The organism is Brucella sp. NBRC 12953 (assembly GCF_040369775.1).
Lineage (GTDB): Bacteria > Pseudomonadota > Alphaproteobacteria > Rhizobiales > Rhizobiaceae > Brucella > Brucella pseudogrignonensis.
In genome coordinates, this window is sequence record NZ_BAABSV010000002.1 from 644,170 (window position 1) to 668,549 (window position 24,380).

The following is a 24,380-nucleotide window of genomic DNA, read 5'->3' on the forward strand; positions in this document are numbered from 1 at the left end:
GATGCCCTTAAGCTTTAAGCCGCTTGCGGCTCTGTCTGACGGGTGAGGAGTTTTTCACCGTCATGCCCCGTCACAATTCGTTCGATAATTTCGCCAGCGTTACCCTGATCAACAGCGGCCAGCGTAAAGCCTTCCGTGCGGGCAATGCCTTCCTTCTCGATCAACAGGCGCTGCACAGTGCCATTGAGAGAAGCGAGGTGTTTTTCATAAGCCCGGTCGCCAACGGCACGTAAACGCGCTGCACGTTCCTTGACGATTTCGCGCCTGACCTGCGGCATACGCGCAGCCGGTGTGCCTTCGCGTGCGCTGTATGGGAAGACGTGCAGATGCGTCAGCCCGCATTCCTCGACGATCTTCATCGAGTTTGCAAACATCTCTTCGGTCTCGGTCGGGAAACCTGCAATGATGTCGGCACCGAACACGATGTCAGGGCGAAGTGCGCGTACATCTGCGCAGAATCGGATGGAATCATCACGCAGATGGCGACGCTTCATGCGTTTTAAAATCATGTCGTCGCCTGCCTGAAGCGACAGATGCAGATGGGGCATCAGGCGCTTTTCGTTGGCGATTGCTTCCATCAGGTCTTCGTCGGCCTCGATGGAATCAATGGATGACAGGCGCAGGCGCTGCAAATCCGGCACCTGACTGAGGACGGTCTTCACCAGCTTGCCGAGACGCAGGCTTCCTGGCAGATCGGGACCGTAAGAGGTCATGTCCACGCCGGTCAGAACCACTTCGCGATAACCGTTATCGACGAGGCGCTTGACCTGATCGACCACGCCGCCCATCGGCACCGAGCGTGAATTGCCGCGACCATAAGGGATAATGCAGAAGGTGCAGCGATGATCGCAGCCATTCTGCACCTGCACAAATGCGCGCGCGCGGCCTTCAATCGCATCGACCATATGGCTCGCGGTTTCGCGTACTTCCATAATGTCGTTGACGCGCACCTTTTCGAACTGGTTCACGCCGAAGTCGGGCAACATACGATAGGAGTTGGCCTTGAGCTTTTCCTCATTACCCAGAATGAGGTCGACTTCATCCATGGCCTCGAATTTGGCCGATTCCGTCTGCGCAGCACAACCGGTGACGATAATGCGGGCTTCCGGGTTGTCGCGGCGTGCCTTGCGGATGGCCTGACGTGCCTGACGCACGGCTTCTGCCGTAACGGCGCAGGTGTTGAAGATGATCGCGCCATCTTTGAGTTCGCCAAGGCCGGCGCTGTCTGCCTCGCGCTTCATCACCTCGGATTCATAGGTGTTGAGGCGGCATCCGAAAGTTACGACTTCAACGGCCATCAGGCAGCACCTCTGCTCTGATTAGGGGCGTACTCCCATTCGCCGGTTGCGGGATCGAATGTGCCATCAAATTCCCATTCAGCGGGACCGGTCATCATGACGTGATCGTCTTCGCGCCATTCAATCTTGAGCGGGCCGCCTGGGACATTGACGGTGACATTGCGTTCGGTACGGCCAGTACGTGCGCCTGAGACGGCGGCAGCGCAGGCGGCAGAACCACATGCGAGGGTAAGGCCCGCACCACGTTCCCATGTGCGCAGGTTCATGCTGTCGCGCGATGTGACCTGAGCGATGGAAATATTGGCGCGTTCCGGGAAAATCGGATCATGTTCCAGCCCGGGCCCATATTGATCGAGCGCATAGGACCAGACATCGTTTTCGACCCAGAAGATCGCGTGCGGATTGCCCATGGATGCAATCGACGGCGCTTGCAGAACAGGCGCATCTGCAGGGCCAGCAGACAGATCAATGGCGCGGGTGTCGTCCACTTCATGGGCGAGGGGGATTTCCTTCCAGTCGAAATGCGGCTTGCCCATATCGACCGTAATCAGCCCGTCTTCGTGCTCATTGGCGGTCAGGATGCCAGCCAGTGTCTGGAAAGTGTAATCCTGTTTTCCGCTTTCATTGGAAAGCCACTGCACCACGCAGCGTGTGCCGTTGCCACAGGCTTGCGCCTGTGTGCCGTCACAATTGATGATCTCAATATAATGATCGGTGCCGGGTGTTTTTGGATCATGGATCGCCATGATCTGGTCAAAGGAGGTTGCCTCTTCTCCGGCCAGACGGATGGCAGCAGTCGGAGCGATACGATCGCTGCGTCCGCGCATATCGGCAACAATGATCTTGTTGCCCAGTCCGTTCATCTTGGCGAAGATGGCCTTACTCATTGCTGGTTCCGGGTCCTGTCTATATCGGAAAGGCTCTGGAGCGTGTTTCGTTCTGACTGGATCAGATCGGCGTTCCGAGCATTTGTTTTAATGCGCATCTTGTCCGAAAACCGTTTCACACTTTTCGGGATGCGCTCTATATGGCGGAAAAGCCTACAAATTGCCAGTACCGGCGCGTTATTGGCTCAAGCCCGGTCTGATTACTGAATTTGTGGATCGGTGTTTACCTAAAAACTGTGTCCTTCCTGCGCCATTTTGAAAATTTCTAAGCTATTTCAAGCCTTCTATGGATGCTTTTGCATAAATTCACGGTAGCTTGCTGTTGATTTTTTAACCATATCGCCATTTTATCGGTGCAATATTGTTTTTAGGTCGAGCTTTCAAACTCGACGGTGCGAGGGGCACTCCCCCGAATAGTCAGCCCCACGAACATGCCAGGACTTTTGGCGAAATTGGAGAACCAGATGGGAATTTCAAAAGCAAGTTTGCTCAGCATTGCTGCGGCGGGCGTCATTTTGGCCGGTTGCCAAAGCTCCCGAGTCGGAGGTTTTGACAACAATGCATCGCCACCGCCACCAGCACCGCTGCGTTCTGCTCCCGTCAGTTCCGTACAGTCTGGTAATCTGAACGCTCCTAACTCGTTTCCGACGGCGCCGACGACCGACATGTCGCAGCCAGCGGCCGGAACGCAGGTTGCAAGCCTGCCGCCCGAATCGGCACCTGATCTGACGCCGGGCACAGTCGCAGGCGTATGGAATGCATCGCTTGCCGGTCAGAATTGTAAGATCGCAACGCCACAGACCAAGTATGGTCAGGGCTATCGCGCTGGTCCGCTGCGCTGCCCGGGTGAACTCGGAAGCCTCGCTTCCTGGTCGGTCAATGGCAAGCAGCTTTCGCTCTATGATGCGAATGGCGGCACGGTCGCTACGCTTTATTCTTCCGGTCAGGGCCGATTCGACGGCCAGACCACAAGCGGTCAGGCAGTTTCGCTGTCGCGTTGATAAGCCTATTGAGTTAAAGACAGGCGGGGCAGTCGTGAGACGCTCCGCCTTTTTCGTAATTGAGCGGTGGGACAGGCAATCATGTCTTTCGACGGTAATTTGAAGGCGTTCCCCTCGGTTCGCGAGCATTATGACGCGCTGGTCAAGGCAGGGGAGGTCGAAGCCGATCCCGCACAGCTTGAACTGACTGCACGCTATGACCGGCTGATCGAGGAAGTTTGCACCAAACGTCTTTCGCGCAAATCGAGTGCGCTTGGCTGGTTGTTTGGCAAGCGCAAGGAAGTTGCCACCGTCAAAGGACTTTATGTTCATGGCGAAGTTGGTCGCGGCAAGACCATGCTGATGGATATGTTCTTCCAGCTTTTGCCGGTCGAACGCAAACGCCGTGCGCATTTCAATGATTTTATGGCTGATGCGCATGAGCGCATCAATGCGCATCGTCAGGCATTGAAGCGAGGCGAAACCAAGCAGGAAGATCCGATCCCGCCGGTAGCTGAAGCTTTGGCCGAACAGGCGTGGGTGCTTTGCTTCGACGAATTTACTGTGACCGACATTGCCGACGCGATGATCCTGTCGCGCCTGTTCAATGCATTGTTTGCGCGCGGCGTGGTGCTGATCGCGACATCCAACGTGGCACCTGACAATCTTTATCGCGACGGACTGAACCGTCAGCTGTTTTTGCCCTTTGTCGATATCCTCAAGCAGCATGTTGATGTGATCAATCTCGATTCACGCACCGATTACCGACTGGAAAAGCTCGACCGTCAGCCGGTTTATCTGACGCCGCTTGGTTCCGAGACGACCAAGCGCATGGATGCCGCCTGGACCGCGCATAAGGATGGTCAGCAAGAAAAGCCAGACGTGGTGCATATCAAGGGACGCGATATTCCCGTACGTCATGCAGTGCCGGGGGCCGCACGCTTCACCTTCGATGAACTGTGCGCGCAGCCGCTTGCAGCCAACGATTATATCGCCATCGTCACACGCTATCAGACGCTGTTTGTTGATGATGTACCGGTGCTTGATTATTCGCGTCGCAATGAGGCCAAGCGCTTCATTCTGCTGATCGACGTGCTTTACGATCATCACGCGCGGCTTTTCATCTCTGCCGAAGCACAGCCTGAAAAGCTTTATCAAGCAAGCAAAGGCGTAGAAGCTTTTGAGTTTGACCGCACGGCTTCCCGCCTGTTTGAAATGCAGAGCGCGGAATATCTGGAAGCATTTGCAGAAAAATCAGCAGGCTGAGACGGTTCGCATTCCTCTGCTTTTGGGATGCGCTCCATCATCGAACTGCCACAGACTCGACTTATAGCATTCGAGGGCTATGTTGCTTTGGCAAGAGCTTGGGTTGAATGCGGTTGTTTGCTGATCGTGTTTCCTCCTGTAGACGTGAATGGCCTTTAAAAATGAATGACGGCCCGGCTGGCGTGTTCTGAGCAATGCGTAACAGCCGGACGATAAGACTCAGTTGCCTCCATCTTGCCAAATTATCTTACGTTTACGTAAGAACATATAAATCTAACCGATTGAAAACATTGGTCGCAAAATAATGAGTTGAGTTTTTTTGCAAAGAGTCCTATCGAACCCTCGCAGCGCAGACGCGTTTTCCGGGAGGAAACCGGATAGCTTCATGCGTTTCTGGATCAAACTTGAGGAAAGAAACAATCATGGCACGCAACAAGATTGCCCTCATCGGCTCCGGCATGATCGGCGGCACGCTCGCTCATCTTGCTGGTCTGAAGGAACTCGGCGACGTCGTCCTTTTCGACATTGCGGAAGGTACTCCGCAGGGTAAGGGACTGGATATTGCAGAATCTTCACCGGTTGACGGTTTTGATGCGAAGTTCACCGGTGCAAACGACTATGCCGCAATCGAAGGCGCAGACGTTGTCATCGTAACCGCAGGCGTGCCGCGTAAGCCAGGCATGAGCCGCGACGATCTTCTGGGTATCAACCTGAAGGTCGTGGAACAGGTCGGCGCAGGCATCAAGAAATATGCGCCTGAAGCTTTCGTCATCTGCATCACCAACCCGCTTGATGCGATGGTCTGGGCTTTGCAGAAGTTCTCCGGTCTGCCAGCACACAAGGTTGTCGGCATGGCTGGCGTTTTGGACAGCGCCCGTTTCCGCTACTTCCTGTCGGAAGAATTCAACGTGTCGGTCGAAGACGTCACTGCATTCGTACTTGGTGGCCACGGCGACAGCATGGTTCCGCTCGCTCGTTACTCGACCGTTGCCGGTATCCCGCTTCCAGACCTCGTCAAGATGGGCTGGACCAGCCAGGAAAAGCTCGACAAGATCATTCAGCGCACCCGTGATGGCGGCGCAGAAATCGTCGGCCTGCTCAAGACCGGTTCTGCTTTCTATGCACCGGCTGCTTCTGCAATCCAGATGGCTGAATCCTACCTCAAGGACAAGAAGCGCGTTCTGCCAGTCGCAGCACAGCTTTCCGGTCAGTATGGCGTCAAGGACATGTATGTCGGCGTTCCAACTGTGATCGGTGCCAACGGCGTTGAACGTATTATCGAGATCGATCTCGATAAGGACGAAAAGGCCGAGTTCGAAAAGTCGGTCGCATCTGTTGCCGGTCTTTGTGAAGCTTGCGTCGGTATCGCTCCGTCACTGAAATAAGTTCCAGACAAGGCCGGATCGCTCTTGAGAGCAGCCCGGCCTTTTCCGGCTGTTAATCCGCAGAGGACAACCAGATGAATATTCACGAATATCAGGCCAAGCGCCTGCTTCACACTTTCGGCGCCCCAATCGCCAATGGTGTGGCTGTTTATTCCGTCGAACAGGCGGAAGAATGGGCAAAGACGCTTCCAGGCCCGCTTTATGTCGTCAAGAGCCAGATCCATGCTGGTGGACGCGGCAAGGGCAAATTCAAGGAACTCGGTCCTGATGCAAAGGGCGGCGTTCGCCTTGCAAAGTCGATCGAAGAAGTTGTTTCCCATGCAAAGGAAATGCTCGGCAACACGCTCGTGACCAAGCAGACCGGTGAAGCTGGTAAGCAGGTCAACCGTCTTTACATCGAAGATGGCGCAGACATCGAGCGCGAGCTTTATCTCTCGATCCTCATCGACCGCACCGTTGGCCGTCCTGCTTTCGTCGTTTCGACCGAAGGCGGCATGGACATTGAAGCTGTTGCTGAAGAAACGCCAGAAAAGATCATCACCGTTGCTATCGATCCTGCCAAGGGCGTGACCGATGAAGACGCCAACAAGCTCGCCGATGCGTTAGAGCTTAAGGATGCAGCGCGTGAAGACGGCCTCAAGCTGTTCCCGATCCTCTACAAGGCATTCTCCGAAAAGGACATGAGCCTTCTGGAAATCAACCCGCTGATCGTCATGACCGATGGCCGCGTGCGCGTTCTCGATGCCAAGGTATCGTTCGACGGCAATGCACTGTTCCGTCATCCTGACATTCAGGAACTGCGCGATCTGTCGGAAGAAGACGAAAAGGAAATCGAAGCTTCCAAGCACGATCTCGCTTACGTCGCTCTTGATGGCAACATCGGCTGCATGGTCAACGGCGCAGGCCTTGCCATGGCAACCATGGACATCATCAAGCTCTACGGTGCTGAGCCAGCTAACTTCCTCGACGTTGGTGGCGGCGCTACCAAGGAGAAAGTCACGTCTGCGTTCAAGATCATCACCGCTGATCCGGCTGTTCAGGGCATTCTGGTCAACATCTTCGGCGGCATCATGAAGTGCGACGTTATCGCTGAAGGCGTTATCGCTGCGGTCAAGGAAGTCGGTCTCAAGGTTCCTTTGGTTGTCCGTCTTGAAGGCACCAATGTTGAGCTTGGCAAGAAGATCATCAACGAGAGCGGCCTGAATGTTATTTCGGCTGACGATCTCGACGATGCGGCGCAGAAAATCGTCGCTGCAGTGAAGGGAAACTAAGGCATGTCCATTCTCGTTAACAAGGACACCAAGGTTCTCGTACAGGGCCTGACCGGCAAGACCGGTACTTTCCACACCGAACAGGCGCTTGCTTATTACGGCACGCAGATGGTCGGTGGTATCCACCCGAAAAAGGGTGGCGAAACCTGGGAAGGCTCGAGGGGCGAAAAGCTTCCGATCTTCGCAACTGTTGCAGAAGCCAAGGAACGCACAGGTGCAGACGCATCGGTGATCTACGTTCCGCCAGCAGGTGCAGCAGATGCAATCATCGAAGCGATCGAAGCTGAAGTCGGCTTCATCGTCTGCATCACCGAAGGCATTCCAGTCATGGACATGGTTCGCGTCAAGGAGCGTCTGGAACGCTCGAAGTCGCGCCTGCTCGGACCAAACTGCCCAGGCATCCTGACCCCTGAAGAATGCAAGATCGGCATCATGCCGGGCAATATCTTCAAGAAGGGTTCGGTGGGTGTTGTTTCCCGCTCTGGCACACTTACTTATGAGGCAGTGTTCCAGACTTCGAACGAAGGTCTCGGCCAGACCACTGCTGTCGGTATCGGCGGCGATCCGGTCAAGGGCACCGAATTCATCGACGTGCTGGAAATGTTCCTAGCCGACGATGAAACCAAGTCGATCGTCATGATCGGTGAAATCGGCGGTTCGGCTGAAGAAGATGCGGCTCAGTTCCTCAAGGACGAAGCCAAGCGCGGTCGCAAGAAGCCAATGGTTGGCTTCATCGCTGGCCGTACGGCTCCTGCCGGACGCACCATGGGCCATGCCGGCGCCGTGATTTCGGGCGGCAAGGGCGGCGCAGAAGACAAGATTGCAGCCATGGAATCGGCTGGCATTCGCGTGTCTCCTTCGCCAGCACAGCTCGGCAAGACGCTGGTTGAAGTCCTCAAGGGCTGAGACTACGTAGCTGATTGAAATGAACCGGCAGTGGCGAAAGCTGCTGCCGGGGCAAGCGCATCCCGAAAAGTGTGAAGCGGTTTTCGGACAAGATGCGCGCAAAAATACCGGGGCGGCCGGTTTAAGAGAATGTCAGGCTTTGGCCATCATTCTTCCGCAAGAATTGAATTTGCGATCGAGTTATGCCGGGGTCTGTTGTGGTTCCTCCCCGGCGGCGTGAGGGATGAAGGTCAAAAGCTTCCGGCCCGCGCATGATGAGCTACTACAAGGAGACGGAGCGGAGGCTCCGGATTAGGTTATGGCAAGGCAAGAACAAGCCAACGACGTTTTCGCCCTTACCTCTTTCCTCTATGGCGGCAATGCCGACTATATCGAGGAGCTGTATGCCAAGTACGAGGATGATCCCACTTCGGTTGATCAGGAATGGCGCGATTTCTTCGCACAGCTGAAAGACAATGCCGACGATGTGCGTAAGAACGCACAGGGCGCAAGCTGGACTCGCAAGAACTGGCCAATTCAGGCCAATGGCGAGTTAATCTCGGCACTCGACGGCAATTGGGCCGAAGTCGAAAAGCATGTGACCGACAAGCTCAAGGGCAAGTCTGCAAAAGGTGATGCCAAGTCCGCTTCTGCTGCCGCACTGACTTCGGAAGAGATTGCACAGGCTGCACGCGACAGCGTTCGCGCCATCATGATGATCCGCGCATTCCGTATGCGTGGCCATCTTCATGCCAATCTCGATCCGCTTGGCCTTGCTGAAAAGCCAAACGATTTTAGCGAACTTGATCCGGCAACCTATGGCTTCACGCCTGCCGATTACGATCGCAAGATCTTCATCGATAACGTTCTCGGTCTTGAATACGCGACTGTTCCGCAGATGCTTGAAATTCTCAAGCGCACCTATTGCGGCAATATCGGCGTAGAATTCATGCACATCTCTGATCCGGTCGAAAAGGCCTGGATTCAGGAACGCATCGAAGGTCCGGACAAAGGCTATGCTTTCACTGCTGAAGGCAAGAAGGCCATTCTGTCGAAGCTGATCGAAGCTGAAGGTTTCGAACAGTTCATCGACGTGAAGTACAAGGGCACCAAGCGTTTCGGTCTTGATGGCGGTGAATCGCTGATCCCGGCGCTGGAGCAGATCGTCAAGCGTGGCGGTCAGATGGGCCTCAAGGAAGTCGTGCTCGGCATGGCACACCGCGGTCGTCTGAACGTGCTTTCCCAGGTTATGGGCAAGCCGCATCGCGCAATCTTCCACGAGTTCAAGGGCGGTTCCTATGCGCCTGACGATGTGGAAGGTTCGGGCGACGTGAAGTACCATCTTGGTGCATCGTCGGACCGCGAGTTCGATGGCAACAAGGTTCACCTTTCGCTAACTGCAAACCCGTCACATCTTGAAATCGTCAACCCGGTTGTCATGGGCAAGGCACGCGCCAAGCAGGACCTGCTTGTTGGCCGTACCCGCGACGACATGGTGCCGCTGACGGAACGCGCCAAGGTTCTGCCGCTGCTTCTGCACGGCGATGCCGCTTTCGCAGGTCAGGGTGTTGTTGCCGAGTGTCTCGGTCTTTCGGGTCTGAAAGGCCACCGCGTTGGCGGTACTCTGCACTTCATCATCAACAACCAGATCGGCTTCACCACCAATCCGGCCTTCTCGCGTTCTTCGCCTTATCCATCGGATGTGGCAAAGATGGTTGAAGCGCCTGTTTTCCACGTCAATGGTGACGATCCGGAAGCTGTTGTCTTCGCAGCCAAGGTTGCGATGGAATTCCGCATGACCTTCCATAAGCCGGTGGTCATCGACATGTTCTGCTACCGCCGCTTCGGCCACAATGAAGGTGATGAGCCTTCATTCACCCAGCCGTTGATGTATAAGGAAATCCGCGCGCACAAGACAACTGTTCAGCTTTACAGCGACAAGCTGATTGCTGAAGGTCTTCTCGCTCAGGCTGACATCGACAAGATGAAGGCTGAATGGCGCGAAAAGCTTGAACAGGAATTTGAAGCCGGTCAGAGCTACAAGCCGAACAAGGCTGACTGGCTGGACGGTGCCTGGGCTGGCCTGCGCACGGCAGACAATGCCGACGAACAGCGCCGTGGCAAAACCGGTGTTCCGATCAAGACGCTGAAAGAAATCGGCAAGAAGCTCGTTGAAGTGCCAAAGGACTTCAATGTTCATCGCACCATTCAGCGCTTCCTCGACAACCGCGCCAAGATGATCGAAACCGGTGAAGGCCTCGATTGGGCAACGGCTGAATCGCTGGCATTCGGTTCGCTGGTTTCCGAAGGCAGCCCGATCCGTCTGTCCGGTCAGGACGTGGAGCGCGGCACCTTCTCGCAGCGTCATACGGTTCTCTATGATCAGGAAACCCAGAACCGCTATATCCCTCTGAACAACATTCAGAAGGGTCAGGCGATCTACGAAGCCATCAACTCGATGCTTTCGGAAGAAGCGGTACTTGGCTACGAATACGGTTATTCGCTGTCCGATCCGCGTGCTCTGGTTCTCTGGGAAGCCCAGTTCGGTGACTTCGCCAACGGTGCTCAGGTCGTCTTCGATCAGTTCATCTCATCTGGTGAACGCAAGTGGCTGCGTATGTCGGGTCTTGTCTGCCTTCTGCCGCATGGCTTTGAAGGTCAGGGTCCTGAACATTCCTCGGCTCGTCTGGAACGCTGGTTGCAGATGTGTGCGGAAGACAACATGCAGGTCGCAAACGTCACGACGCCGGCTAACTACTTCCACATTCTGCGCCGTCAGATGAAGCGTGACTTCCGTAAGCCGCTCATCATGATGACGCCGAAGTCGCTGCTGCGCCACAAGCGTGCTGTTTCGAGCCTCAACGAACTGTCGGGCGATTCATCGTTCCACCGTCTGCTTTGGGATGACGCACAGTACAACAAGGGCGATGGTATCAAGCTTCAGAAGGATGCCAAGATCCGCCGCGTCGTTCTGTGCTCGGGTAAGGTCTATTACGATCTTTACGAAGAGCGCGAAAAGCGTGGCATCGACGATGTCTACCTGCTGCGCGTGGAACAGCTTTATCCGTTCCCTGCCAAGGCGCTCATCAACGAGCTCTCGCGCTTCCGTCATGCGGAAATCGTCTGGTGTCAGGAAGAGCCGAAGAACATGGGTGCGTGGTCGTTCATCGATCCGTATCTCGAATGGGTTCTCGCTCATATCGACGCCAAGCATCAGCGCGTTCGCTACACCGGTCGTCCGGCTGCGGCATCGCCTGCAACCGGCCTGATGTCGAAGCACCTTGCACAGCTCGAGGCTTTCCTCGAGGATGCGCTGGGAAACTAATTTAATTTTCGGCGGGGAGCGGTTTGGAAAAGCTGCTTCCAGCTTGAATTGAAATCAAATCTAAAGATCGAAGATCAACGGAAGAAGAAACCATGGCTACCGAAATTCGCGTTCCCACGCTTGGGGAGTCCGTTACTGAGGCAACCATCGGAAAGTGGTTCAAGAAGGTCGGCGATGCTATCGCTGTCGATGAACCTCTGGTGGAACTGGAAACCGACAAGGTAACAGTGGAAGTTCCAGCTGCGGCTGCGGGCGTACTGGCCGAAATCGTGGCACAGGAAGGCGACACGGTTGAAGTGAACGCACTGCTTGGCCAGATTTCTGGCGCAGGTGCTGCACCTGCTCCCAAGAAGGAAGAAGCCAAGCCAGCAGCAGCTGCTGCTCCGGCTGCGGCAGCTCCTGTTGCGTCGACATCGTCGGGTCCGGCAATGCAGCCTGCGCCTGCTGCCTCCAAGCTTCTTTCTGAAAACGGCCTTTCCGCTGATCAGGTTGAAGGTTCGGGCAAGCGCGGTCAGGTTCTCAAGGGTGACGTTCTTGACGCTATCGCAAAAGGCGTTTCGGCAACACCTGCAGCAGCTGCTCCTGTTGCTGCACGTCCTGCTTCGTCGGCTGACGATGCACCACGCGAAGAACGCGTGAAGATGACCCGTCTGCGCCAGACCATTGCCAAGCGCCTCAAGGACGCTCAGAACACTGCTGCGATGCTGACGACTTACAACGAAGTCGACATGTCTGCGGTGATGGAACTGCGTTCGCGTTACAAGGACATTTTTGAGAAGAAGCATGGCGTCAAGCTCGGCTTCATGGGCTTCTTCACGAAGGCCGTGACCCATGCGCTGAAGGAAATCCCGGCTGTTAACGCCGAGATCGACGGCACTGACATCATCTACAAGAACTTTGCTCACGTCGGCATGGCTGTCGGCACCGACAAGGGCCTTGTTGTTCCTGTCATCCGCGATGCCGATCAGCGTTCGATCGCTGGCGTTGAAAAGGAACTGGGTCGTCTTGCCAAGGCTGCACGCGACGGTTCGCTCTCGATGGCTGATATGCAAGGCGGCACCTTCACCATCACCAATGGTGGTGTGTACGGCTCGCTGATGTCTTCGCCGATCCTCAACTCGCCGCAGTCGGGTATTCTCGGCATGCACAAGATCCAGGATCGTCCGGTTGTCGTCGGCGGTCAGATCGTCATCCGTCCGATGATGTATCTGGCTCTCAGCTATGATCACCGCATTGTTGACGGCAAGGAAGCAGTGACCTTCCTCGTTCGCGTCAAGGAAAGCCTGGAAGATCCAGAGCGTCTGGTTCTTGACCTGTAAGGAATAGAGCTATGGAGCCGGGTATCTTTTCCGCGTCGCCTTTTCTCCCGCTGATCGGCTGGAGTGTGGTTCTGCTGGTGGTTCATATCCTCCTGCAGGGCTGGACGGCGACGAAGGAACTCGGCTCCCAATGGAATGCGGGTCCGCGTGATGAAGGGCGTAAGCCCTCCGGCCATCTGGCTGGTCGCGCGGAACGTGCTTCCGCCAATTTCCGCGAGACCTACCCTGCATTTATAGCACTTGCGCTTGCACTTGTGTTCAAGGGCGATACAGCAGGTTTCGGACTTTATGGTGCTTGGGTCTGGTTTGCCTGCCGCATCATCTATGTGCCGCTTTATCTGGCGGGTATTCCATATATCCGCTCGCTCGTCTGGATCGGTTCGCTGGCTGGGCTTGCACTCATGTTTTTCAATCTGGTTTTTTGACGGTTGCCTGCATCCCTGAGATGCGGGGCGAGGAAAAGTGATGCATCCCTATCTGTTTGAACTTGCATCCCTGATGGCGATCTTCGTCTTTGCCATTGTTTCGCCGGGCGCTGATCTCGCCATGGTTATCCGCCAGTCGTTGATGCAGGGGCGTCGCGAGGCAATCATTACCAGCTTTGGTATTGGTGCAGCCTTCATGATGCATGTCACCTATACGGTGCTTGGTCTCGGGCTGATTATTTCCCAGTCGATCTATCTCTTCAATATCGTGAAATGGTGCGGTGTGGCCTATCTGGTCTATATCGGCATCGAGGCACTGCGTGCTGGTACGACGAAGATCGATATCGATATGAGCGCACAGGACCAGCAGCGCAAGCAGAGCGCTCTCAAGGCTTTCAGTCTGGGCTTTGCCGCCAATGCGCTTAACCCCAAGGCCGTATTCTTCTTCCTTTCGATTTTCTCGACGGTTGTGAGCCTTCATACTCCGACTGAAGTGAAGCTTGGCTATGGCGTGGTAATGGCCACGGCATTGATTTCATGGTTTATCGGTGTCAGCCTTTTTATGACGACGCCAAAGATGCGCGCGGTTTTCTCGCGCGCCTCCAAATGGATCGACAGAACAAGTGGTGTGGTTTTCATTGCACTGGGTCTGAAACTTGCCATTGCAAAAGCACAGTAACAGAGCGAAAGCGCAGTAATCACTGCCGGGAATACGAGGAGAACCGACAGATGCATGACGTTAAGAAGCTCTTCAAAGTGGTGGCGGCATCAGCTCTTGCCGTGACGGTTTTCTCAAGCGCCGTTCAGGCCGCCTGTACGCAGAACCGTGCAGTCTATCGCGATCAGGGCGATGCATACACGCTGACTTTCCATGCCGTGCAGTCCAATGCGCTCAAGATGACACCGGCACCGACCAATGAGTTCACGATTACCGCTGATGACAAGCCGGAGTTCAAACTTTCAGGTCTCGTCATTTGGCCGGAAGAAGGGGTTGCACGCCCCTATGCGCTCATTACCTATAACTGCAAGAATGGTGGCACCGAACCGGAAGACCTCGATGATTGCAGCCTCTGGCAGAGCGTTGTCTATGCGCTGAAGGAAGGCGCGGAAGCAGATGTGCTGCCAAAGGCCGATGAGCCGGCCGCGCAGGCAATCCTGTTTCCCGATCTGGCAACAGCGCTTGACGGATATGATTTTGGCGCAGCGAAACCAGAAAAGGCGCTTCAGTTTGAAAGCTTCCGTTTCAAGTCGTGCTCGCCTGAAGAAGAATGATCGGATCGCCGATCTTATGAAAGTTTAATGGCCATTGCTGGTCATTCTGGATCAGACTGAAGAAGGATAGTTCAATGTCTTATGATGTGGTTGTCATTGGTACCGGCCCCGGCGGTTATGTAGCCGCAATCAAGGCCGCACAGCTTGGCCTTTCAGTGGCCGTAGTCGAAAAGCGCAAGACCTTTGGCGGCACCTGTCTCAATGTTGGCTGCATTCCTTCCAAGGCGCTGCTTCATGCGTCTGAAGTGTTTGCCGAAGCCGGTCACTCTTTCGATACGCTGGGCGTTGAAATCAGCAAGCCAAAGCTCAATCTCGAAAAGATGCTGGCTCACAAGGACGCGACCGTTAAGTCGAACACGTCTGGCGTTGAGTTCCTGTTCAAGAAGAACAAGATCACGCCTTACATCGGCACCGGCAAGATCGTCGCCAAGGGCAAGGTTTCCGTGACTGCCGAAGACGGTAGCGTTCAGGAAATCGAAGGTAAGAACATCATCATCGCAACTGGTTCTGATGTTGCCGGCATTCCAGGTGTTAAGGTCGACATCGACGAGAAGGTCATCGTGTCGTCAACCGGTGCGATTGCTTTCGACAAGGTGCCGGGTCATCTGGTTGTTGTTGGCGGTGGTGTGATTGGTCTGGAGCTTGGTTCCGTCTGGGCACGTCTTGGCGCGAAAGTGACCGTTGTTGAGTATCTCGACAAGGTTCTGGGTGCGATGGACGGCGAAGTATCCAAGCAGTTCCAGCGTCTTCTCGAAAAGCAGGGCATTGCCTTCAAGCTGAGCGCAAAGGTTACTGGTGTTGAAAAGGCTGGAAAGGGCGCGAAAGTGACTTTTGAGCCGGTCAAGGGTGGCGATGCTGAAACCATTGATGCCGATGCGGTTTTGATTTCGACGGGTCGTCGTCCTTACACGGATGGTCTTGGTCTGCAGGAAGCTGGCGTGAATGTCGATGACCGCGGTCGCGTTGCAATCGATGGTCACTGGCGCACCAATGTCGAAGGCATCTATGCCATCGGTGACGTGGTTCAGGGCCCGATGCTCGCACACAAGGCCGAAGATGAAGGCATTGCCGTTGCTGAAATCATCGCTGGTCAGGCAGGACATGTAAACTTCGACGTCATTCCAAGCGTTGTTTACACGCAGCCGGAAGTAGCCTCCGTCGGCAAGACCGAAGAAGAGCTGAAAGCCGCTGGCGTTGAATACAAGATCGGCAAGTTCCCGTTCACTGCAAACGGTCGCGCACGCGCCATGCAGCACACGGACGGCTTTGTGAAGATCCTCGCCGACAAGGCAACGGATCGCGTTCTGGGCGCTCATATCCTCGGCTACAATGCCGGTGAAATGATCCATGAGCTGGCCGTACTGATGGAGTTTGGTGGTTCGTCCGAAGATCTCGCACGCACCTGCCACGCGCATCCAACCATGTCGGAAGCGGTTCGCGAATCTGCCTTGGCAACCTTTGCCAAGCCAATTCACATGTAATCGTGGTCACACGTAATTTCCGGGTTTATCCGGATGCAGAAAGGCCCGCGAAAGCGGGCCTTTTTCATAGGGTTAGTTCTGTGCCGGTGGTGTTGCAGGCGGTGCTGCTGGTGGCGTTGTTGTTTCGCCCTGTGCCGCGGGTGGTGGTGGCGGTGCAGCCGTATCTGTGGAGCCGCCGCCTCGATAGAAGAAATAGCCCAGGATCAGAATTGCAGCGATCAGGATGACCGCAAGCAAAATACCGCTGCTGCCTCTGGGTTGTGGCGGTCTGGCAACCGGGTCGGCCATTGGATCAGCGTGACGCGGATTGTTTAGTGGATCGTTGCGTGGATCGAGTGGGTCAACCATTTGCTCTCCTCCAGTTGGTTGCAACCATTGGAAAGTCTAACGCGAGCAGGCCGGGATGGTTCCACTTCTGGACATGCGCTTACATTGCTGTGAGCCTATAGCCCTGCGCACGCAGCAGTTCTACCAGTCCTTCCTTGCCGGGCAGATGCAGGGCGCCGACGGCGATAAAGGCGTCACCAGTGGCAAGGACGGGGGCCACGCGTTGCGCCATGATGTGGTTGCGGTCTGTGAGCAAGACTTTCTGGAAAAGGTCGTAGTCTTCCTTGGACAGACTGTCGGGCACGATTTTCCGCAATGCGGGCATGATCATGCCGATTTCACCCTGAAGATAGAGCGCAATCGTGGTTTCCATGGCGTCTTCGATGTTGTCGCCATATTGGGCGGCGGAAATCAGGTTGCGAATATGGAAATCAAGCGGAAGCCGGTTCATCGCCTCAAGCTGTTCAACTGCACTTTCAAGACCGATGACGGTTCGGCCTTGATCCTGCGCTTCGGTAATCAGATAGCCGTCGAGGAAGTCTGCCCCTTCCAGCTTTCTTTGCCGTTCGCATTTGGGCAGGGCCAACAGGCTGGTGATGATCCACGGCTTCATCTTGCCGACGGCACCCAGAATGATGCCGCGCGCTTCGAGCTTCTTGTCGATCTCCTCCAGCCGATCCTGTGGCAGATGCGATTGCAACGTTGAGCCATCGGTGAACTGGATCAGCTCAGGCTGTTCAACTTTAACCCGCAGAAAGGCTTTCTGATCGACAATGTCGGTTGCTTCGACCACGATCTTGTCGGCGTCGTCATAGGCTTTGGTCACAGCGCCGGGCAGGGCCATTACGCGCGGATCACTCAGGTGGATGGTTCCGAACAGATAGGACGGTTCGAGGCCGTCTTTCTCGATTTTCCAGAAGATACCCTTATGATTAGGCATTTCTTCCGCTTCGGCCTGAAGCTCGGACCAGAGCTTGGGGTCCTTTTTGTCCAGACCATCAATCAGATTGACCCCATGCGGGGAGCAGGCGGCGTCAGTGCTTTGCGCACGCGCATTGGCTGAACTGACGATGAGGGCACAGGCAAAAAGGAAGAACAGCTTTTTCATGAAGTGAATATAGGATGGTTAGGGTTGGATGACACCCCCGATTAAGCGCGAGGATGCGCTTTGTCATAAACATCAAGCAGCCGAGCCGTATCGACGCCGGTATAGACCTGTGTGGTCGAGAGGCTCGCATGGCCAAGCAGTTCCTGAATGGTGCGCAGATCACCGCCGCGGCCAAGCAGATGCGTTGCAAAGGAATGGCGAAGCGCGTGCGGGGTGGCAGTGTCGGGAAGGCCGAGACCGGCGCGCAATTTCTGCATTTCGCGCTGGATGATGGCAGCGTGAAGTTCTCCGCCCTTGGCACCTCTGAACAATGTTTTGTCGGCAGAGAGATCAAATGGGCACAACGCGCGATACTGGGCGACAGCGCGATGCACAGCTGGCAGCAGCGGGACCATGCGGGATTTGCCGCCCTTACCGGTGATTGTGATCGAAAGCACAGATGCGTCGTTTAACGCATCGCCTGCAAGGCCGAGTGCTTCTGAAATGCGAAGGCCGCAACCATAAAGTAGTGTGAGAACGGCAGCATTGCGCGCTGCGATCCATGGCTCCTCCGCCATCTGGCCATCGGCAGCGACGACGCGACGGGCATCTTCTGCCGTTAACGGCTTTGGCAGCGATTTTGGCTGACGCGGCGCACGCATGGCACTCGCGCCTGCGGCATTGACCAGTCCGAGCTTTTCCAGATGCCGCAGCAGTGAGCGAATGCCAGCAAGTCCGCGTCCGAGTGTGCGAGCACCGGCACCGTCATTCCGGCGGTTGGCCAGATACGAACGCAAATCAGCGACGCGCAGGTTGCCGATGTCGTTGATCGAAGGCGGTTCGCCGAGATGACCGGTCAAAAATTGCAGAAACTGGCGGGTATCGCGCTCATAGGCTTCAACAGTGTTTTCCGACAGACGGCGCATGTCTTTGAGCGATTTCAGCCATTCCTCGCGCGCTGCCGCAAGATCGGCGCGGGCAGGGATAAGGAATTCGGCTTTGCTCGTCATGGTCGGGATTCGCTGTTTGAGTTGCGGTTGTTACAGTCTGACAGTGATAGGTTGCCGGGCAGTAAAGAAGCCGCTTTTCGTTTTTCTTGGCGTTTTTACAGGAAATTGGGTAAGCGATTAGAAATTGTATCTAATCACGGAATTATTCATGCCGCGTCCAGAAAACCCAATCCAGCTTGCCGTTATCGGAGCCGCCCATGGCATACGTGGCGAAGTCAGGGTCAAGACATTTACCGACGATCCGCTAGCAGTTGCTGATTACGGCCAGCTCTATGATGCGCAGGGTAAGGCTTACGAAGTGCTGGAAGCCCGCTCTGCGAAGAATGTGATCGTTGTACGCTTCAAGGGCATCAATGATCGCAACGCTGCCGAAGCACTGAACGGTACCGAGCTTTTCATCGACCGTTCGCAGCTGCCTGATGACGAGCTTGATGAAGACGAATTCTTTCAAACCGATCTGATTGGCCTTGAAGCGCTTGATGCTGACGGCAAATCTTACGGGGTTGTGAGTGCCGTTTTCGATTTCGGCGGTGGCGATCTGATCGAGCTGAGTCTCAAGGGCAAGCGTCCGATGCTGATCCCGTTCACCGAAGCTGCAGTTCCTGAGATCGATTTCGAGGCAGGCACAATTCGGGTTGAGCCTTATGCGGCCGGACTTATCGCGGATGATGACGACAATCCGTTAAATGAGCGCGGCAAGCCACAGAACGATAAGAAGAATGAACAGAAGCGACCAAAGAAGCCATGAGTGAACAGTCTGATACGGATAAGGTTGTGCCGGGTTTTCATGCCTCGGTGCTGACGCTTTATCCCGAGATGTTTCCTGGCCCTTTGGGCGTCTCGCTTGCGGGCAAGGCACTCGCAGAAAACACATGGTCTCTCGATACCGTGCAGATTCGTGACTTTGCCGAAGGCAAGCATCGCATGGTGGATGACACGCCATCGGGCGGCGGCGCAGGCATGGTGATGAAGCCGGATGTGGTGGCACGGGCGCTCGATTCGGTGGCTGATGATCGCCCGATGCTACTGATGAGCCCACGCGGCGCGCCGCTCACCCAAAAGCGTGTGCGCGAGCTTGCTGACGGTCCGGGTGCGATTATTCTGTGTGGCCGTTTTGAAGGCGTCGATGAACGGGTGATCGAAGGACGTGCGCTCGAAGAGATTTCCATCGGCGATTATATCTTATCGGGTGGTGAGACTGCGGCTATCGTTCTGCTGGATGCGATTGTGCGGCTTCTGCCAGGCGTGATGGGTAATCGGGATTCCGGCGAAACAGAAAGCTTCGAAACCGGGCTTCTTGAACATCCGCATTATACCCGACCGCAGGTATGGGAAGATCGCTCGATCCCTGAAATTCTCACCTCCGGCAATCATGGTGCGATTGATAAGTGGCGTCACGCTGAGGCGGAACGCATCACAAAGCAACGGCGCCCTGATCTTTGGGAAGCCTATCGCGAGGGAAAACGCAAATGAACCTGATCCAGCGGCTCGAAAGTCTTTCCCTCGCGCTGCTGGCGCTGGGTGCATATTGGGTGAGCGGTGCAAGCTGGTGGCTTTTTGCGATTCTTATCCTTGCGCCTGACCTGTCGTTCTTTGCCTATCTCAAAGGTCCGCGCACCGGCGCTGTTGTCTATAACATCGCGCATAGCTGGATTGGTGTCGTGCTTGTGGCGGTGCTTGGCTGGGCCATGAGCTGGCCGCTTTGCTTTGCGGTTGCGCTCATCTGGGCGGTTCATATCGGCGTTGATCGTGCGCTTGGCTTTGGTTTGAAGTATGGAACCGGTTTTCAGGATACGCATCTTGGGCGGATTGGCGGGAAATAGCGATTTCGCAGCGCTGATATTGATTCATTTGCAGCAATGGTGTATTGCCGCGCCAGTTCGGGAAAACCCGACATCTTTAAACCAATAGATGGTGTACCGCTCCTGCCTGATTTTTCGGGCATACCCACAAGGCCTTAAGTGCTTGGTGGCAAGTGCAGAGCGCTCTGACTGTTTGAGAAGAATTCGTAAAGGAGTCAGATGATGACCGACATTATTCGTCAGCTTGAAGCCGAACAGGCAGCAAAGATCGAAGAAAAGCGCAAGCTTCCAGATTTCCAGCCAGGTGACACCGTTCGCGTTCAGGTTCGCGTTACCGAAGGTACGCGTACCCGCGTGCAGGCCTATGAAGGCGTCTGCATCGCCCGCTCCGGCGCTGGCATCAACGAAAACTTCACCGTTCGCAAGATTTCTTACGGCGAAGGCGTAGAGCGCGTATTCCCAGTTTACTCGCCAATCGTTGAAGGCGTTGAACTCGTTCGCCGCGGTAAGGTCCGTCGCGCGAAGCTTTACTACCTTCGTGGCCTCACCGGTAAGGCTGCTCGTATTGCTGAGAAGAAAGACAACCGCACCAAGGCAGAACGCGAAGCCGATAAGGTCGCTGCTGCTAAGGCAGAAGCTGCAAAGACTGCTGCTGAATAAGCACCTCTCTGCAAGAATCTGAAAAAGGCGGTCTTTAGACCGCCTTTTTTATTTGCAAAAGCCAAAAGGCTGCGTAACATATCGCATAATTTCGCCAACATTGCGCAAGATTGTTACTGCGACACCCTGTTGCGGTTTGTGTTTCTTGACGAAATGAAGCGGCGGGTGCATATGACAGCCTAATTAAGAACCGTTCAAAGGAACCTCGCAATGAGCGCGCCGCGTACACTTTATGACAAGATCTGGGACGACCATGTAGTGGATCAGCAGGACGATGGTACCTGCCTCCTTTATATTGATCGCCATCTTGTGCACGAAGTGACAAGCCCGCAGGCTTTTGAAGGTCTGCGTATGGCAGGTCGTCAGGTGCGTCATCCTGAAAAGACGCTGGCTGTTGTCGATCACAACGTTCCAACGTCGAAAGACCGCGTGAACGGCATCAAGAACGAAGAAAGCCGCATTCAGGTTGAGGCTCTGGCCAAAAACGCTGCTGACTTCAACGTTGAATATTACTCCGAGCGTGACCGCCGTCAGGGCGTTGTGCACATTGTTGGTCCGGAACAGGGCTTCACGCTACCGGGCATGACGATTGTTTGCGGCGACAGCCACACGTCGACTCACGGTGCTTTCGGCTCGCTGGCGCATGGTATTGGTACGTCGGAAGTCGAGCATGTGCTTGCGACTCAGACGCTGATCCAGAAGAAAGCCAAGAACATGCTGGTGCGTGTTGAAGGTGAACTGGCCTCGGGCGTCACCGCCAAGGACATCACGCTCGCCATTATCGGTGAAATCGGCACCGCAGGTGGTACCGGCTATGTAATCGAATATGCAGGCAGCGCCATTCGCTCGCTGTCGATGGAAGGTCGCATGACCGTCTGCAATATGTCGATTGAAGGCGGCGCACGCGCTGGTCTGATCGCGCCGGACGAAACAACCTTCGCTTATGTGCAGGATAAGCCGCGCGCACCGAAGGGCGAAGCGCTGGAACAGGCTATCGGCTACTGGAAGACGCTGCATTCTGACGAAGGCGCGCATTTCGACAAGATCGTTGAGCTGGACGCTGCCAAGATTTCACCGGTTGTATCCTGGGGCTCGTCGCCTGAAGACGTCGTCTTCGTTACCGACATCGTTCCTAATCCGGATGAGATCAAGGACGAAACCAAGCGTGCATCCAAGTGGCGTGCGCTCGATTATATGGGCCTGAAGCCAGGCACCAAGATGACCGACATCAAGATTGATCGCGTGTTCATCGGGTCATGCACCAACGGTCGTATCGAAGATCTTCGTGACGCTGCCCGTATGGCCGCTGGCAAGAAGGTTGCTAATGGCGTTAACGCGATGATCGTTCCGGGTTCGGGTCTTGTGAAGGAGCAGGCGGAAGCTGAAGGCCTCGACAAGATTTTCATCGAAGCAGGTTTTGACTGGCGCGAGCCGGGCTGCTCGATGTGCCTTGCTATGAACGATGACCGCCTGAAGCCGGGTGAACGTTGCGCTTCGACCTCGAACCGCAACTTCGAAGGCCGTCAGGGCTTCAAGGGCCGCACGCATCTGGTATCGCCTGCCATGGCAGCGGCTGCAGCCATCGCCGGTCACTTCGTCGATATTCGCGACTGGAACTAAGCTCTTTCGTGAGCAAGTTTTAAAAAGCCGCCGGAGTGATCCGGCGGCTTTTGTCATATGTGCGAGAGGCTCATCGCAGACCGGTTTGTTTACTAAATTAGCTGCTTTTTCATGCTTTGGATGTATAAGGGCTATAAGGTGAAAATCATTCTTCTGTTTCGCTGAAAACGGCGGAATTTGCGGGGCTTAGAATTGGGGAATGCGGGCCGCATTGGCTTCGCAGGCAGGGGCCGGAAAGCACGGATGGACGGAGCAGAGTTTATACTGCTGATCAATATGACCGTTTCCGGTCTGTTTGCGTTTACCTTTCTGGGTATCGCGGCTTTTGCACGCGATAACACAGCGGCGCCGATTTTCGCATTGGGCTTCGTTTTCGCGATGCTCTACTTTTTGACAGAACTGCTGATCCCCTCGATACCAAGTGCCAAGCTTGGTTACATGCTGGGTTTTGCCACCTATTTCATGACGCTTGCCTGTCTGGTAATCGGCCTTGCGCGGATGTATTCGTCACCCGTTCCATGGTTTCCATTGGGGTTGCTGCTCGTCGGTTCGCTGTCGCTGGTCTATGGCATTTACGACATTGCGCGCAGCGAAATGCTGGGTCGCATTCTTTATCAGTCGCCTTACTTCCTCACATTGATGCTGGCTGTCTGGGTCATCATGCGAGGGCGATTGAGTGCTCGCGCTAAAAGCCGTCCATTCGGTCGGTCGTGGGGTACGCTTGATGGGCTGATGGCAGGTTTGTTTACGATCAGTGCCATTCATTTTCTTATCAAGCCCGTACTGGCTTCGCTGGTTGGCGGCGTGGGTGTTGATCCTGACGACTATGTCAGAACAGATTATGCGTTGCTGGTTCAGTCGATTGGTGCCGGTCTTTCGGTAGCGGCAGGACTTCTCTTGCTGCTCTGCCTGATGGGTGAGCTGATTTCCGATGTGACGCTTCGCTCGGAAACGGATCAGCTTTCCGGTCTCCTCAATCGCCGTGGTTTTGAATTCAGAGCCGAGGCTGCAATCGAAAAATCCAAGCGGATGCGGCAGGCTCTTTCGCTGATCGTCTGCGATATTGATTATTTCAAATTGATCAACGACACGCACGGTCATGCTCTCGGTGATCGCGTGATTGCAGCTTTTGCTGATGAACTTCGCAGGTCGGCGGCGTCCAAGGGCGGTATTGCTGCGCGAATGGGTGGTGAGGAGTTTGCCGTGCTGCTTCCCGGACACACGATCCAGTCGGCATGGCGCTTTGCAGAGCGGGCGCGATTGGCCTGTGCCGATATCACGCTGCCCGGCGCTTCAGGGGATGTGGCATTTGCGGTCAGCTTCGGGGTCACGGAAATGGAGTTCGACGACTTCTTTTCCGATGTCTACAAGCGGGCAGACGGAGCGCTTTACGAGGCCAAGAAGAATGGTCGAAACTGCGTTCGCACGGCGTTGCCGATGATGCTGGACGACAATGTCGTGGAGTTCCGGGGAACCGGCAATGGTCGCAAGCTGATCTGATTTCGCAAGCAATGCGCTTTACCATTGGGCGGGCTCTTGTCTACACCCAGCTCTCGTCTACAATTGAGATGTTTCCGATTTCTGGAAATATGTTTGAGGGAAAGATTGCTCATGACCACAGATCATGCCGTCGATATTGCGCTTCTTCACCTGCGAGATGCCCATGAGTTCTCGGCACTGCTCGCAAGCTACGCGCAGGCATTGAAGCGTGGCGCGCCGCGTCGTCCGGATGAATTCTATGCCGAGCATCTCCTGCAGGATCGCGCTACCGAGATTCTGGGTGCGCGGGTTGATGGCAATCTGGTCGGCTTCGTGATCTTCTACGATCTTCCGGAGCCGGTCTCAGGTCTGCGCGCCGGTCAGGTTGACCATATTTATGTACACCACGATCATCGCGGCAAAGGCATCGCAAAGGCGTTGATTGATCTGCTTGCTGACAAGGCAGAAGAACGCAGCTGGTCCAAGCTTGTCCTTAATGCGCCCCGTGTACCGGAGGATGGTCGCAAGCTCTACGAACAGATTGCAGCTGCTGCCGATTGGTCCAGTTACGTGATTCGCTTCGGGAACTAGGCTTATCCGC

At 55.2% G+C, this 24,380-nt stretch carries 23 protein-coding genes; 18 read left to right on the top strand and 5 right to left on the bottom strand.

Going from position 1 to position 24,380, the window contains the following annotated elements:
- Positions 1-14: 14 nt before the first annotated feature.
- Together mtaB and dapF are read right to left on the bottom strand one after the other, a co-directional pair.
- Positions 15-1,298, bottom strand: a complete 1,284-nt coding sequence (mtaB, locus tag ABWV94_RS06950) for a tRNA (N(6)-L-threonylcarbamoyladenosine(37)-C(2))-methylthiotransferase MtaB (protein WP_064322191.1) — start codon at positions 1,296-1,298, stop codon at positions 15-17.
- A complete protein-coding gene (gene dapF, locus ABWV94_RS06955) occupies positions 1,298-2,185 on the bottom strand; it encodes a diaminopimelate epimerase (RefSeq protein WP_007872235.1) in 888 nt (295 codons plus the stop codon). The genes mtaB and dapF overlap by 1 nt, the downstream gene beginning before the upstream one ends.
- Positions 2,186-2,649: 464 nt before the next feature.
- On the opposite strand from dapF, the gene ABWV94_RS06960 reads away from it, so the two are divergent.
- The 11 genes from ABWV94_RS06960 (at position 2,650) to lpdA (ending at position 15,794) form a co-directional block, all read left to right on the top strand.
- The gene (locus tag ABWV94_RS06960) at positions 2,650-3,186 is read left to right on the top strand and encodes a protease inhibitor Inh/omp19 family protein (RefSeq protein WP_064322189.1); all 537 of its coding nucleotides are present in this window, start codon (positions 2,650-2,652) and stop codon (positions 3,184-3,186) included.
- A gap of 81 nt (positions 3,187-3,267) precedes the next feature.
- Positions 3,268-4,431, top strand: a complete 1,164-nt coding sequence (zapE, locus tag ABWV94_RS06965) for a cell division protein ZapE (protein WP_113499501.1) — start codon at positions 3,268-3,270, stop codon at positions 4,429-4,431.
- A 422-nt stretch (positions 4,432-4,853) separates the two neighbouring features.
- A complete protein-coding gene (gene mdh, locus ABWV94_RS06970; RefSeq protein WP_113499499.1) occupies positions 4,854-5,816 on the top strand; it encodes a malate dehydrogenase in 963 nt (320 codons plus the stop codon).
- Between the two features lie 74 nt (positions 5,817-5,890).
- The gene (sucC, locus tag ABWV94_RS06975) at positions 5,891-7,087 is read left to right on the top strand and encodes an ADP-forming succinate--CoA ligase subunit beta (RefSeq protein ID WP_007872231.1); all 1,197 of its coding nucleotides are present in this window, start codon (positions 5,891-5,893) and stop codon (positions 7,085-7,087) included.
- Between the two features lie 3 nt (positions 7,088-7,090).
- Entirely contained in the window at positions 7,091-7,993 is a 903-nt protein-coding gene (gene sucD, locus ABWV94_RS06980) for a succinate--CoA ligase subunit alpha (protein WP_007872220.1), read from the top strand.
- Between the two features lie 298 nt (positions 7,994-8,291).
- Positions 8,292-11,297: a 2-oxoglutarate dehydrogenase E1 component gene (locus tag ABWV94_RS06985; RefSeq protein WP_007872218.1), complete on the top strand. Its 3,006-nt coding sequence runs from the start codon at positions 8,292-8,294 to the stop codon at positions 11,295-11,297.
- Positions 11,298-11,389: 92 nt separating this feature from the next.
- The gene (gene odhB, locus ABWV94_RS06990) at positions 11,390-12,616 is read left to right on the top strand and encodes a 2-oxoglutarate dehydrogenase complex dihydrolipoyllysine-residue succinyltransferase (RefSeq protein ID WP_113499497.1); all 1,227 of its coding nucleotides are present in this window, start codon (positions 11,390-11,392) and stop codon (positions 12,614-12,616) included.
- Between the two features lie 11 nt (positions 12,617-12,627).
- Complete coding sequence (locus tag ABWV94_RS06995; protein ID WP_113499495.1) at positions 12,628-13,041, top strand: MAPEG family protein; 414 nt, start codon at positions 12,628-12,630, stop codon at positions 13,039-13,041.
- A 40-nt stretch (positions 13,042-13,081) separates the two neighbouring features.
- Positions 13,082-13,720: a LysE family translocator gene (locus ABWV94_RS07000; RefSeq protein WP_113499493.1), complete on the top strand. Its 639-nt coding sequence runs from the start codon at positions 13,082-13,084 to the stop codon at positions 13,718-13,720.
- A gap of 50 nt (positions 13,721-13,770) precedes the next feature.
- Positions 13,771-14,313 carry a hypothetical protein gene (locus ABWV94_RS07005; protein ID WP_007872210.1) on the top strand — a complete coding sequence of 181 codons (543 nt, stop codon included), beginning with the start codon at positions 13,771-13,773 and terminating at the stop codon, positions 14,311-14,313.
- Positions 14,314-14,387: 74 nt separating this feature from the next.
- Complete coding sequence (lpdA, locus tag ABWV94_RS07010) at positions 14,388-15,794, top strand: dihydrolipoyl dehydrogenase (protein ID WP_007872208.1); 1,407 nt, start codon at positions 14,388-14,390, stop codon at positions 15,792-15,794.
- A gap of 72 nt (positions 15,795-15,866) precedes the next feature.
- Here lpdA and ABWV94_RS07015 read toward each other — a convergent pair whose 3' ends face one another.
- The 3 genes from ABWV94_RS07015 to ABWV94_RS07025 form a co-directional block, all read right to left on the bottom strand.
- Positions 15,867-16,142 carry a hypothetical protein gene (locus ABWV94_RS07015; RefSeq protein WP_007872205.1) on the bottom strand — a complete coding sequence of 92 codons (276 nt, stop codon included), beginning with the start codon at positions 16,140-16,142 and terminating at the stop codon, positions 15,867-15,869.
- 79 nt (positions 16,143-16,221) lie between these two features.
- The gene (locus tag ABWV94_RS07020) at positions 16,222-17,229 is read right to left on the bottom strand and encodes a TraB/GumN family protein (RefSeq protein ID WP_113499491.1); all 1,008 of its coding nucleotides are present in this window, start codon (positions 17,227-17,229) and stop codon (positions 16,222-16,224) included.
- Between the two features lie 41 nt (positions 17,230-17,270).
- The gene (locus tag ABWV94_RS07025) at positions 17,271-18,218 is read right to left on the bottom strand and encodes a tyrosine recombinase XerC (protein WP_113499488.1); all 948 of its coding nucleotides are present in this window, start codon (positions 18,216-18,218) and stop codon (positions 17,271-17,273) included.
- A gap of 148 nt (positions 18,219-18,366) precedes the next feature.
- Between ABWV94_RS07025 and rimM the strand changes: the two genes are divergently transcribed.
- From rimM to ABWV94_RS07060, 7 genes are all read left to right on the top strand, one after another.
- Positions 18,367-18,966, top strand: a complete 600-nt coding sequence (rimM, locus tag ABWV94_RS07030; protein WP_079212422.1) for a ribosome maturation factor RimM — start codon at positions 18,367-18,369, stop codon at positions 18,964-18,966.
- Positions 18,963-19,691: a tRNA (guanosine(37)-N1)-methyltransferase TrmD gene (trmD, locus tag ABWV94_RS07035; protein WP_113499486.1), complete on the top strand. Its 729-nt coding sequence runs from the start codon at positions 18,963-18,965 to the stop codon at positions 19,689-19,691. The genes rimM and trmD overlap by 4 nt, the downstream gene beginning before the upstream one ends.
- Complete coding sequence (locus tag ABWV94_RS07040; RefSeq protein ID WP_007872192.1) at positions 19,688-20,041, top strand: DUF4260 domain-containing protein; 354 nt, start codon at positions 19,688-19,690, stop codon at positions 20,039-20,041. The genes trmD and ABWV94_RS07040 overlap by 4 nt, the downstream gene beginning before the upstream one ends.
- Before the next feature lie 201 nt (positions 20,042-20,242).
- Positions 20,243-20,680: a 50S ribosomal protein L19 gene (gene rplS, locus ABWV94_RS07045; RefSeq protein ID WP_113499561.1), complete on the top strand. Its 438-nt coding sequence runs from the start codon at positions 20,243-20,245 to the stop codon at positions 20,678-20,680.
- Between the two features lie 210 nt (positions 20,681-20,890).
- Positions 20,891-22,300 (top strand): 3-isopropylmalate dehydratase large subunit, encoded by a 1,410-nt coding sequence (leuC, locus tag ABWV94_RS07050; RefSeq protein WP_079212421.1) that lies wholly within the window; start codon positions 20,891-20,893, stop codon positions 22,298-22,300.
- A gap of 243 nt (positions 22,301-22,543) precedes the next feature.
- On the top strand, positions 22,544-23,800 hold the full coding sequence (locus tag ABWV94_RS07055; protein ID WP_112807153.1) for a GGDEF domain-containing protein: 1,257 nt from the start codon (positions 22,544-22,546) through the stop codon (positions 23,798-23,800).
- Between the two features lie 111 nt (positions 23,801-23,911).
- On the top strand, positions 23,912-24,370 hold the full coding sequence (locus ABWV94_RS07060) for a GNAT family N-acetyltransferase (RefSeq protein WP_007872181.1): 459 nt from the start codon (positions 23,912-23,914) through the stop codon (positions 24,368-24,370).
- The last annotated feature ends 10 nt before the right edge of the window (positions 24,371-24,380 follow it).